The organism is Mesorhizobium sp. M0522 (assembly GCF_040321085.1).
GTDB lineage: Bacteria > Pseudomonadota > Alphaproteobacteria > Rhizobiales > Rhizobiaceae > Mesorhizobium.
Genome location: NZ_JAMYQW010000007.1, coordinates 231,160 through 243,643, shown reverse-complemented (window position 1 = coordinate 243,643; position 12,484 = coordinate 231,160). Strand labels below are relative to the sequence as shown.

Annotated in this window: 9 protein-coding genes and 1 pseudogene; 5 read left to right on the top strand and 5 right to left on the bottom strand. The window is 60.4% G+C overall.

Going from position 1 to position 12,484, the window contains the following annotated elements; genetic code table 11:
* Positions 1-220 precede the first annotated feature (220 nt).
* Both NKI58_RS12035 and NKI58_RS12030 read right to left on the bottom strand, forming a co-directional pair.
* Complete coding sequence (locus NKI58_RS12035) at positions 221-1,750, bottom strand: pyridoxal phosphate-dependent decarboxylase family protein (protein WP_352827342.1); 1,530 nt, start codon at positions 1,748-1,750, stop codon at positions 221-223.
* A gap of 25 nt (positions 1,751-1,775) precedes the next feature.
* Positions 1,776-2,861 (bottom strand): PLP-dependent cysteine synthase family protein, encoded by a 1,086-nt coding sequence (locus NKI58_RS12030; RefSeq protein ID WP_352575400.1) that lies wholly within the window; start codon positions 2,859-2,861, stop codon positions 1,776-1,778.
* 214 nt (positions 2,862-3,075) lie between these two features.
* Between NKI58_RS12030 and NKI58_RS12025 the strand changes: the two genes are divergently transcribed.
* Positions 3,076-5,106 (top strand): transcriptional regulator, encoded by a 2,031-nt coding sequence (locus tag NKI58_RS12025; RefSeq protein WP_352787799.1) that lies wholly within the window; start codon positions 3,076-3,078, stop codon positions 5,104-5,106.
* A 122-nt stretch (positions 5,107-5,228) separates the two neighbouring features.
* Here the strand turns inward: NKI58_RS12025 and NKI58_RS12020 are convergent, their stop codons facing one another.
* The 3 genes and pseudogenes from NKI58_RS12020 to NKI58_RS12005 all read right to left on the bottom strand — a co-directional run bounded on the left by NKI58_RS12020 (position 5,229) and on the right by NKI58_RS12005 (position 7,245).
* Positions 5,229-5,558: a hypothetical protein gene (locus NKI58_RS12020; protein WP_352787801.1), complete on the bottom strand. Its 330-nt coding sequence runs from the start codon at positions 5,556-5,558 to the stop codon at positions 5,229-5,231.
* 25 nt (positions 5,559-5,583) lie between these two features.
* Positions 5,584-6,276 (bottom strand): L,D-transpeptidase, encoded by a 693-nt coding sequence (locus NKI58_RS12015; protein WP_352853230.1) that lies wholly within the window; start codon positions 6,274-6,276, stop codon positions 5,584-5,586.
* A pseudogene (locus NKI58_RS12005) lies at positions 6,273-7,245 on the bottom strand (ABC transporter substrate-binding protein). The gene NKI58_RS12015 and the pseudogene NKI58_RS12005 overlap by 4 nt, the downstream one beginning before the upstream one ends.
* A 927-nt stretch (positions 7,246-8,172) precedes the next feature.
* Here NKI58_RS12005 and NKI58_RS11995 point away from each other — a divergent pair.
* From NKI58_RS11995 to NKI58_RS11980, 4 genes are all read left to right on the top strand, one after another.
* Complete coding sequence (locus NKI58_RS11995; protein ID WP_352787816.1) at positions 8,173-8,523, top strand: hypothetical protein; 351 nt, start codon at positions 8,173-8,175, stop codon at positions 8,521-8,523.
* 37 nt (positions 8,524-8,560) lie between these two features.
* Positions 8,561-9,001, top strand: coding sequence for a hypothetical protein (locus NKI58_RS11990; RefSeq protein ID WP_352787818.1), 441 nt, complete (start codon positions 8,561-8,563; stop codon positions 8,999-9,001).
* A 113-nt stretch (positions 9,002-9,114) separates the two neighbouring features.
* Positions 9,115-10,110, top strand: coding sequence for a PDZ domain-containing protein (locus tag NKI58_RS11985; protein ID WP_352787821.1), 996 nt, complete (start codon positions 9,115-9,117; stop codon positions 10,108-10,110).
* Between the two features lie 39 nt (positions 10,111-10,149).
* Positions 10,150-12,459 (top strand): lysozyme inhibitor LprI family protein, encoded by a 2,310-nt coding sequence (locus tag NKI58_RS11980; RefSeq protein WP_352853228.1) that lies wholly within the window; start codon positions 10,150-10,152, stop codon positions 12,457-12,459.
* The last annotated feature ends 25 nt before the right edge of the window (positions 12,460-12,484 follow it).

Below are 12,484 nucleotides of genomic sequence, written 5' to 3'. Positions count from 1 at the left end.
TCTGTCTAAAATCGGCGGATCGGCCGGTCATGCCGGTCGATGCCATACCAAGCCGTCGAAAACTGCTTTCCCGGCCTTCAAAAAAGCCCCATTAACTCACCAACCAGGATTTCGCTTCCCGTGCAAAGCCCTCCTTGTGGGAGAAGGTGGATTGGCGCGCAGCGCCAAGACGGTTGAGGGGTGCGGACGGAGTGCCGTCAGTATCAAGCTGGAACACCCCTCATCCGGCCGCTTCGCGTCCACCTTCTCCCACAAGGCGAGAAGGAAGAGCCACGCCAGGCCTTGAAATCTCCAGTCCAAGCCGCACGGTCTCCCGCACCAGCAGGTCCAGATCGTCGCGCCGGGTGCGGTGGTTGTTGATCGCCACCCTGAGGCTATGCTGGCCATGCACCGTCGTGTCGGAAATGGCGGCGATGCCTTCTTCCTGCAGCCTCAGCATGATCTCGGTATTGAGCGCTTTCAGGCGCTCCCCGCCCAGTCCGTCCGCGCGGTAGCGAAAGCAGACGATGTTGATGCTCACCGGCGCTACCAGTTCGAGTGCCGGTTCGGCCGCGATCAGCGCGCCGAGATAATGCCCTTGCGCGATGTTCTGGTCGATCAGCCGGCCGAACTTTTCGATGCCGTGCTCTCGCAACGCCATCCACACCTTCAGAGCGCGAAAGCCGCGCGTCGTCTGCAGGCCGTAATTGTGCAGCCATTGGCCGGAGGCCAGGCCGCGCGGCGTCGATTCCAGATATTCCGGCGTCAGCGCGAACGTGCCGCGATGCACGGAGGCATCCCGGATCAGCGCGCAGCCGACCTCGAATGGCGCGTGCAGCCATTTATGCGGATCGAGCGCGATCGAGTGGGCGTGCTCGATGCCGGCAACGCGATGCGAATTGTCCGGCGCAATCGCAAGCAAGGCGCCGATGCAGCCATCGACGTGAAACCACAGATCCTCTTTTGCCGCCAGGTCAGCCAGCGCTTGCAGATCGTCGATTGCGCCGGTGTTCACCGTGCCGGCCGTACCGATTACGCAGGCCGGCTTGAAGCCGGCGTCGCGGTCCTCGGCGATCGCCGCCCGCAACGCAGCGATGTCGATCCGCAGCCCGGCATCGCTCGGGATGCGACGCAGCGCCCGGTTGCCGAGGCCGAGCACTTCCATTGCCTTGCGGTGACAGGAGTGAAGCTGGTCGGAGCTGTAGAAACGCAGCGGCTTGTCGATGCCGGCAACGCCGTGCTCGCGTATGTCGATGCCGGCCTTGGCGTTGCGCGCCACGGTCAGCCCGATGATGTTGGCCATCGAGCCGCCGCTGACCAGCGTGCCGCTGGCCGATTGCGGAAAGCCCATCATCTGCTTGCACCAGTCGACGACCTGGTTGTCCATCAGCGCGGCGGCATGGTTGCCGCCGCCGAGGTTGGAGCCCTGGATCGCCGCCAGGAAATCGCCGAGCGCGCCGGTGAAATTGCTCGAGCCCATATACCAGGACCAGAAGCGCGGATGGATGTTGCCCATCGGATAGGGCATCAAGCTCCTGGTGACGTCGCCATAGATTTCTGCCAGCGGCGCCGGCGAACGCGGCAGCGGCGATGTGAAGAAGGTCCTCACATCGACCGGCATCTCCTGCCACACCGGACGCTCTCTGACATCGCGCAGGTAAGCGACGGCATCGTCGACGATCCGATGCGACAGGGCCTGCACGTCGGCCCAGTTCGAGGGGTCAAGCGTTTCCTCGGTGGCCGTGACGGCCAGTCCAGGTTTCGTGTCCATGCAGGCCGCTCCCGATGTGCCGCCGTCACGCCGGAAACTGGCAGCCGGGCGTCGACTGCGAAAGCGCAGTCTCCTCGGCGTCCATCTCCGCCTCGATGCCGTCGAACAGCGGTGTCGTCATGTAGCGTTCGCCGGTATCGGGCAGCATGCACAGGATCACCGAGCCGGGTGCCGCCTTTTCCGCGATCTGCCGCGCCACCGCGAAGGTCGCTCCGCCGGAGATGCCGGTGAAAATCCCTTCCTTCTGCGCCAGCGCCTTGGCCCATTTCATGCCCTCGGGCCCGGCAATCGGCACCACCTCGTCATAGAGGCTTGCGTCTATCGCCTCCTGCAGCACGTCCGGAATGAAGTCGGGCGTCCAGCCCTGGATCGGATGCGGCTCGAACGCCGGATGGCTGGCCGCAGGCGCGCCGCCGGTGCCGCGCTGCTGCGACTTGCCGCTGCCGATAAGCTGCGCATTGGCCGGTTCGGCGAGCACGATCCGGGTCTCCGGCCGCTCGCGGCGCAGCACGCGTCCGACGCCGGCGACGGTGCCGCCCGTGCCGTAGCCGGTGACGAAGCAGTCGAGCCGCGAGCCGGCGAAATCGTTGATGATCTCGCGCGCCGTCGTCGCTTCGTGAATGGCGGCGTTGGCCTTGGTTTCGAACTGGCGGGCCAGGAACCAGCCATTGGCTTCGGCGAGCTCCACCGCCTTCTTGTACATGCCGAAACCCTTCTGGGCGCGCGGCGTCAGCACCACCTTGGCGCCCAGCATGCGCATCAGCTTGCGGCGTTCGATGGAAAAACTGTCGGCCATCGTCACCACCAGCGGATAGCCCTTCTGGGCGCAGACCATGGCAAGGCCGATGCCGGTGTTGCCGCTGGTCGCCTCGACCACGGTCTGGCCAGGCTTTAGAGCGCCGCTGCGCTCGCCTTCCTCGATGATGTTGAGCGCCAGCCGGTCCTTCACCGAGGCGGCGGGATTGAAGAACTCGGCCTTCACGTAGATCGTGGCATGGTCCGGTCCGAGATTATTGATGCGGATCACCGGCGTATCGCCGACCGTGTCGAGAACGCTGTCGAACAGGCGGCCGCGCCCGGCGGTGGTTCTGATTTTCTGTTGATGCAACATGTCGATCTCCTCGCTTTGTTGTTGTCCCTTGTCGTCACGGGCCGGTTACAGACCGGTGGCTTGGGCGGCGAGGTTTCGAGACCTTGCCGCGCTACATTTGCCTCCGGCAATGCCAGCATCCGGAGCGGGAATTTCGCTGCCGGATGCACCATGTCGCGTTTGGTGATAAAACAAAGGCCGACTGGCCAGCGTGGGAGCAGGCGTGGAAACTTACGTGGAATCCGCCCGATCGAGCCTCCACGGCGAGGTGGCCGGCTTTTCCGTGCGTCTGCTCGGACCGCTGACGATCGCACGCAACGGCATCATCATCCAGCTCCCAAAATCGCGCAAGCTGTGTGCGCTGCTCGCCTATCTGGCGCTGGCGCCGCATCCGGTCGGCCGCAGCCGCCTCTGCGAGCTTTTGTGGGATGTGCCGAACGACCCGCGCGGCGAGCTTCGCTGGTGCCTGAGCAAGCTTAGAGGCATCCTCGATGAACCGCATCATCGCAGGGTCGAGACACCAGGCGACACGATCGCGCTTGATCTGAGAGGTGCTTCCGTCGACGCTGTCGACATAGCCTCGGCCGCCGCCAAGGGCGTTGAGACGCTCGGTCTAGAGCGGCTGCAGGCTCTTTCCGGAATGTTCGCCGGCGACTTTCTCGATGGGCTGGAGATCGACCGCAGCCCGCATTTCAACAGCTGGCTGATCGCTCAGCGCCGCCGCTTCGGCTCTTGGCACGCCGCAATCCTGGAACATCTCGTCAACAAGCTTCCGGTGGATGCCGACAGAATGTCTTCGCATCTGGACAAATGGCTGGAACTCGCTCCGTTCGACGGGCGCGCGCATGTGGCTCTTCTGAAAGGGCTGGCGCAGCGCGGCCAGTTTGACGCGTGCGAGGAACATCTCGCTTCCGCAGCGCAGCTGTTTGCTTCGGAGGATCTGGATTTCGGACCCGTTCGTGAGGCATGGCGCACGATCCGCAACGAACGACCTGCCGCTACGCTCTGGGCGCGACCGTCACTCGTACCCGCGGCCCCTCACGCGTCAATTGTGCTTCCCAATTCCGACACTGCTGCATCGCACAAGGCTTCGCTTGCGGTGATGCCGTTTGCCGAAGAGACGGCTGACGGCGGCCCACGCGGAGGCATCGCCGATGGCCTGACCCACGATATCATCACCCGCCTGGCCAAGCTCAGGGATTTCTTCGTCATCGCGCGCGGTTCGGTGTTTGCGCTCGCCGAAAAAAACATTGGGCCGGAGGATGCCGGCCGTCGGCTCAATGTCGATTATGTCGCCACCGGCACGGTACGCAGCCAGGCCGGCCGCGTCACCGTCGCGGTCGAGCTGGTCGAAGTGCGCACGGCCAGGATCGTCTGGGCCGAGACGTTCGAGCGCAAGCCGAACGACATCTTTGCCGTGCTCGACGACATCGGCAACAGCATCGTCTCGTCGATCTCGGCCGAGATCGAGACGGGCGAGCGCAACCGCGCCATGTTGAAGGCGCCCAATTCGCTGAACGCCTGGGAAGCCTACCACCGCGGTCTCTGGCACATGTATCGCTTCACCCGCGCGGAAAACGAGCAGGCCCGGCATTTCTTCGACATAGCCTTGAAGCTCGATCCGACGTTCGCCCGCGCCTATGCCGGCCTCTCCTTCACCCATTGGCAAAATGCCTTCCAGCGCTGGGGCGACCGCGACCACGAAAGCGCCCTGGCCTTCGAGGCAGCCGGCCAGAGCCTGCTCGTCGACGATCACAATCCGGCCGCTCACTGGGCCATGGGGCGGGCGCTGTGGCTGCGCGGCGAGCAGGACGGCTCCCTCATCGAGCTGGAACGCGCCGTAGACCTCAGCCCGAATTTCGCGCTCGGCCACTATGCGCTATCTTTCGTCCATTCGCAGTCCGGCGACCCGCAGGCTGCGATCGGCTCATCCGACCATTCCAGGCATCTGAGCCCCTTCGATCCGCTGCTGTTCGGTATGTTGGGCGCCAGGGCGATGTCGCATGTCCGGCTCGGCCAGTTCGACGAAGCCGCCGAATGGGCGCTGAAAGCAGCCGCGCGTCCCAATGCCCACGCCATCATCCTCGCGATTGCCGCGCATTGCCTTGCGCTGGCGGGGCGGCTGGACGAGGCACGAAGTTTCGCCGCTGCGCTGCGCAAGATGCTGCCGAACTACTGCGCCGACGATTTCATCGGCACCTTTCGCTTCGAGCCGGACGCCGAGGCGCTGTTCCGGCAAGGCGCCAAGCGGATCGGGCTGGGGTGAGGCAGGCGCGCGGTTTGCCAGGCTCTCCAAACCGCTCATCGCGGCTGGCCGCCCCAAACATCGTCATGTCTGCAGCCAGGGGGCATCGTGAGGTTGGTTGCGAATTCGTCGACCAGAGCGGATCAGACGGGCTCAACCGATTTGACGTTGCCGTCGGTATCCACGAGGCAGCTTGTCTTCTTGCCACTGGCATCGAGTTCGACCTGATAGGTCTTGGAATCGAGCTTGCTCGATGAAACCGGAAGTATCTTCGTGCTGTCGACACCGCTCGCCTTGGCGACCGCATTGGCGCAAAGCAGTTGAAGGTCCGCCGGGGCCGTCTCGACCTTGGTCCTGGACATCTGGTCCTGAGGCGGCGGCGGCGGCGCGCTGACGCAAGCGCTAACGGCTCCAGCCAGGAATCCGATTGCCGTCACCAGGATCGAAGTTCTCACTGCATCTTTTGCCGACATTGCTTGTCCCTCTCCGAATGCCGCTTCACACACCCTTGTAAAGTGCCGCCCCCTGCATGAGAACGATAACCTTGGCTCCAACCTTGACGCGGGACGCGAGATCGACGATGTCGTCGTTCCTCATACGGATGCACCCCGACGACACGTCGAGCCCGATCGTCCAGGGCTCCGGGGTGCCGTGTATCCGGTAGATCGTGTCCTGGTCGCGCTCATAGAGATAGAGCGCCCTCGCGCCGAGCGGGTTGTCGGGCCCTCCCTCCATGCCTCCAGCGTATTTCACCGCCTTCGGATCGCGAGCGACCATTTCGGCCGGAGGTGTCCAGGTCGGCCACTCCGCCATGCGGCCGACGCGCACGATGCCGGCCCATCCAAACCCTTCCCGGCCCACGCCGGTGCCGTAGCGCATGGCCCGCTGACCCGGCTGCACAAGATAGAGAAAGTGCTGATTGCCATCGATAATGATCGTGCCTGGCACTTCCGCGGTGCGGAATTTGACCATCTGCGGACGAAATGCCTCGGGCACCTCATTATGCGCGGCGTAGTATTTGCGCGCCTTGGTGCGATCGTAGTCCACCCATTTGTGGCTTTTCGGGTCGAAAACCTGTGTTCCCGCAGCCAGCGCCGCCACCGCGACAAGACCGAACGCCGCGGCGACGACTGCCGTGAGGGAGCGCCGCCGGACGGTGCCGCGTTCCGCGAACATAGGATTTCCGTTCATGGATTTGCCCTTCCGTGCACCCGTGCGCCTTGTGCGGCAACCCATTGTTTGGCGTATTCGTAAGGATCCTGACGCTCTACCTGGAGCGCATAACTCATCTTGGTGATTTCCTCGGGCCTCAGGTCGACCCGTTCCAGGAACGCCACAACCTTCGGATATTTTTTGCGCAGCGAGGTGGCGAGGCGATATGAAAATGTGCGGTATCCCATGCCACCGGCGCGCTGGACTTCGAGACCCAGAGCGGATCTTCTGACGGCAGCACGATCTTCCACTTTGCCGGGTCGAAGGGCGGCTCGGTAAGGCGGACAATGTCGTGCAGCTCAAATACATAGTGCGGCGCGTAGCAGGCAAACACCATCGGATGATCCGTGGCGACGGCGGCATCGACAGCCGCCATTCCGGCATCCTCCGGCGTCTCCAGCAAGGTCATTGTCTTGGCATAACCATAGCTGTTGGCGCGGACGCGCTCGATAGCGGTCGAGGACCAACCCTCAGCGCCGATCCAGAGTTCGCCACGTCCGTCGCCGTCAGTATCCAACGCGGCGGTTTTCTTCGTATCGCTGAGGTCGGAAACGTCGTGAATTCCAAATTTGTCGGCTGCCTCACGCGTCGCGCAAATGCCTTGCCAGGCCGGCACTCCAATGGGGCTGATGGCCACCGTGCCGGCCCCGTCCACATACTTCTTCACCAGATTGTCCAGATTGGGCAGCCAGATTTCGGGATGAATATCCACCTCACCCGAATTGAGACCGGCAAAGGCAATCAGCGTCCCCATCTCGCGCACATCGGCATCGAGCCCGAAATTTTCTTTCAGGCTGTGACCTTGAGGATGTTTGCCGTCGCCTGGCCCGACGGCCAGTTCGGCATTGCAATGACGAGATCAGCCGCGTGGACCGGGATGTTTAGCGCCAGCATCGTCAATGCCGCCAGCGACACTTTCCGCAGGCACTGCCGAAATCGGTTGTGCATCTCTTCCCCCTCGCTTCGGTGCTGAAATGAACCGGGACGGGAACAATCTGTCGCGGCAAGCACCGGACCCATCTTCTGACGGGCAACTGCTGAAGCTGCGGCAGTGCGTTCGCCAAAGAGAGCGCCTTCACGTGCGCCCCTGCACGCTACCCGATGACAATCCGACTGGGAAGATGCTCACGACGCGGCCGCGGCGCCCCCACTGCGCCCCTATTTGGCACGCCCAGCGTTGAAAAGTCGGGCAAAGGGGCGCGTTTCTTTCGGCCCTCGCAACGGTTGGCTGGGTTCGAAAAAATACCACAATAGATCGCGATTAGGGCGATCGTATAAGATGTGGTATCGTCGCGCATTTTTTGTAGAGTTGGCGCAAAATTCACAACAACATAGAATATTACTTGTACGAACTCGGCTTAATGAGAACAAAACTAAGGAAGCATTCCGGAATCTTGCTACTGATCACATTTCAGTATCTGCTAAGATAGCCCGTGCTGATTCCGAATTATTAAGCATTTGCAAAATTCAATCCTGCGATATTGGGATTTGTCCTTGTCATAGGCTGACTCGGATGCATTTCTTGGAAGCACAGCCGCGTCAGCGGATCGTTGAAACATGCTTGGGCGGACGGGGCACTAAGCATGGAGAGGAATATTGACACTCGCTAATGCGGCGGCCCCCGCTGGGAGCGTTTCCTCCCACGTAAGAGATTACGGCAACCGTCGGCTAAGTCGTCGAATGCATCGACCACAGCCTGGCTCTCGTTTGATGGCCGGCGAAGCTTTGCCCTCCTCCGATTGGCGCCAGCCTTCGCGGCAAAAGCGAGGATCGCCGCCTGCAATGGCCTTCCGATATGGACGATGTCCGCCGCCAGCCAGTCGGAGGAATGAATCATGGAAACTCGTAATCTGTGCGGCCTTGGCCACTGCTTTGATGGCGATCGTCGGTTGTACCACCGACGACTACGATGGTTGTCGCGGAAAGGGCTGCCTGGTTGATCGGTCCCATAAAGGGAGCCGGAAGATAGACGACCGGCCGCAGTTCGACAGGAACGGCAATCCCAACTTCGATACCAGGGGCCGTTACATCGGCTGCCATGGGCTCGGATGTAAAGTCGACGATCCTGATGACGGGGATCAAAGCATCGACGACAGACCGCAGTACGACAAAGAAGGCAATCCCAACTTCGATACGCAAGGCAACTACCAAGGCTGCCGCGGCATCGGCTGCGAGGTCGATACACCGGACGATGACAATTCATCAGACGACGACGATTCCGATTAATGGCCCCTGCAGCGAACAACGAAGAGGATAGCCACTCATGTCTGAATTGAATGGTCTCATCCGTCGACGTGTCAAAATCGTCATGGTCGGCCTTGCGGGGTTGGGAGTGGCGCTGACGTCCGCTTTCGCTGCGAATAACGCCTGTGACGGTATAAAGGTCGAAGTGACGAAGGCGCGCAAGCAGGAATATGCCCCTCTCGTCGTCTCGGCGATGACCAATAAGTTCAAGCCCGCTCAGGCAAAGTTCTTCACGATCATGGAGAGCGGCAGCTGGAGCGCCGCCTACGTCTCCACGCCCGTGAGCGACGACGGCGTGATGTTCTTCCAGACAGTCGACGGAAAGAAGCAGTTTCGCGACGTGTGGGGCGGCTATGCCGAGCCGTCGGAAAAGCCTGAACTGGTATCCTGGGCGAAGAAGCTCGGAGCGCCGCAAGACCTGGCAAAGTGTTTTGCCGAGACAGTTACGGAACGACGGTGATGATCGATTGAGATTGCCGCTGACCGTTGGTGCAGGGGGAGAATGATTGGTGAGCGCTCCGGGGCGCCGGGGCTCTGAGATCGACTCCAATCATCAGCTGCAGGACGTGCAAAATGCAAACCGTTCGAAAATCCAGACTGATAATGCAGTTCGCCCGTGCATTGGCAACTTCAGTGAAAATGACGGCTGTTGTGAGTGTAGCTGTCCCGCACACGATCAATGTTGCGTATGCCAGCAAATATGATCTGCCGAAACCCTATGTTTCCCGGGCTCTTAACGCGGTTTTGATACCCATCAACCACGCCTCTCGGCACCGCTACCAGATCCCGCCCAAGCTTCGCGGGGTGTATGTCTTGGCCGTTGCACCCCATGGCGTTGCCGCGCGGCAAGGCATCCGACCGGGTGACGTGCTTGCCACAGTGCGGCATCAACCGATTTCGACGCCGCTTGATGTCGACAGACTCGTTTGGGCCGCCCTTGCCGCGAGTGCCACCAGTTTCCTGTTTGGCGTGAACCGCGGGACAGAAGTCGCAGATGTCGTCGAGGTCAACACCAACATCACCGTCAACAACTTCAACACCAACATCTCGGTCAACAATATCTCGCAATGGACGAGCGTCGACAATCGAGAGGTGTGGACACAGATCGTCGATGAGTATGACGACGAGATGGAGACGGGCCTCAACGACACGAGCTATCGCGCGGACGACTCGCAGCCTGGCGACGCCAATCCGGACGCAAATGTGTCTTCTCCCGATGCTGACGACGACGATACCAGCACCGACACTGACGACAATAACCCGGCCGACAGTACCGACGACAACAGTTCCGATCAGGACGATTCGAGCGATCAGAACGACGATGAAAACTCAACAGACGGTGATGATGACAAGAACAGCACCGACACCGACGACGATAGCACGGATGACGATGCGTCGGATGACAGCACTGACAACAATGATTCCGATGATCAGGACGATTCCAGCGATCAGAATGACGATGACGACCCGTCGGCAGATGGTGATGACGAAAACAGCACCGACAGTAATGACGATGCGTCGGATGACAGTAACGACGCTGACGGATCGGACGATGACGATGCCAACTAACGGCCGACCGTGCCGGCAGTTCTAGACCGAGGACAATCGATGAAAACCGCGATGCTGACCGCTGCCATCGTTCTGGCCATGCCGGCTTTCGCATTTGCCCAGGACAAATGCTACGACGCCGCCAAGGACCAGGCCGACCCGAACGAGTGCGCCGATGCCGCGTCCAAGAAATCCGACAAGAAGCTCAACGAGCTTTACAAGCAGATCGAAACCCGGCTGAACGACGACGCGGATATCAGGACGCTTCTCGTTCAAGCACAGCGGGATTGGGTCAAATTTCGCGACGCAGAGTGCAGTTTCCAGACCGCAGGAGCGGCCGGAGAAAGCGCAATTCCAACGCTCATCGCGGAGTGCATGGACAGCCTGACGCAATCCCGTGTCAAAGATTTCGAGGGATACCTGAATTGCCAGAAAGGCGATGCGAGCTGCCCCGTTCCGGCAGCGAACACATCACATGCCGTACCTGCCGTGGCCGAGGAGAACGGCCAGACCGGCCTTGCCCAGGCTGCCGACCCGATACCCATTCCATTGCAACATGTTGTTGGGCACCTCGGAACCGGCAGTGATGAAGTCATCTACCACAAACTCGGGATCGTGATGGGCATCAATGGTGCCAAGCCTCGTCTGTTCGAATTCGACACCGGGTCGGATGAGTTCAACGCTGAGATCGATTCGAGTGTCCCTGGCGTAGAGCCGGTGCGCGGCAGCAAGCCCGAAATGTACCCCTATGGAAACGGCACCTACGGAGGTTGGGTACAACAGGCCCGGGTCGACAGCCTGTCCTATTACGATCCAGATGATCCCTCGGAGCCTGCCGTAACCTTTGACGGCGGCTTTAGCGTAGGTCGGGTGGTGGATTACGTCTTCACCAAGGATTTCGGCGACTTCGAGGATGCGAATGTGACGCAAAAGCCCGTGGGCCACCATGGCGATACGCCGGTTTATGCGGATCTTGATGCGCGCAAGAGCATGAAGAATGGCGAACCCGGTAACGAGGCGCCGTTTTACGGCGTCTTTGGAGCCGGCGATTTTATCGACAAGGGGGACCAGACCGCCGCTCCTGGCAGTCAGACGCAAAGCGGCTATGTGGTCTCCGCCAATGCAAATCTTGGAAAGAGGACGACACCGGGCTGCGCTCCCTGCCTGACGCTGAATTTGTCCCCCAGTCTGAGATCCCAGTTTACGGCCCTGATACCGTGGGGCGAACTGGACGAATTCCTCCAGAGACGCTTCCCGCGATCAGGCGCGAATGCATCCAGTCAGTACGAAGGGTCTTACCGTTATAAAATTTCCTTTGACCATAAGGGAAAGAAGCAATCGGTTGATTTCAGTGGACCTGTTTTATTGGATACAGGAACGACAAGCTTTATTTATATTACAACAGAATCTATTTTGAATAAGCTTCAGTCGAGAGGATTTCATATTGCTGAATTTGGTGATGAGATAGTCGACTTCAGGTTTTTTGGATTCGATGATGGTATAAATAACCGTGAATATGATGATGTCAACATTCTCCGCCAAAGCGATGAGATGAAAGTCGGCGGTCTCATTCTCGGTCTGCCATTCTTCGAGTCCAATTCAATAATGAATGATCTGGAAAACAGGACGACCGCATATTCACCCTATTTTGTCAGCGGTGCTAACTTTACGACAGACGCGGCTGCCAAGGATCAAGTGCAGTTGAATCGCGCGACCAGCGATGCTGGAAGCAACGGATGGCTCGGACTGGCCGGCATCGTCTCCGGCGCCGGCGACTTCACGATCGAGAAGGATGCGGACGTGCGTATGACCGGGGCCAATACCTACACCGGCACAACCCATATCGCGGCCGATGGGTATCTTACTCTGGCCGGGCCGGGCAGCATCGAGCATTCCTCGCGCGTCATGGTCGACGGTGTGCTCAACATCGATCAGAAAGGAAACTATCTGAAGCCCTGGGGGGTGGCGCACTCCCTGAACGATACGGCCATTCGCAACCTTAGCGGTAAAGGCGAGGTCTATCTGGGTGCGGGCAGACTGATCCTGACAGAAGCCGACGGGCAATTTGATGGAACCATCGCGAACTATGATGACGCCGGCGACAGCGGCGGCCTCGTGGTCGCCGGCGGCAAGCTGACGCTGAGCGGAAAGAACAAATATTCGGGCATAACCGAAGTGGCGTCTGGGGCGGAGTTGCGCGTGACCGGATTGTTGACTGGTGACCTTTCCGTCTCGGGACTGCTTGTCGTTGACGGGGAGGTCTCCGGCAAAGTCACGGTCAAGGAGGGCGGCAGACTGACCGGCTCAGGAAAGGTCGGCACCGTCACGGTCGCCGAAGGTGGCAAAGCTGATCCAATGAAAACCAGATAATCAGGCCATGGGCACGGCCGACCGT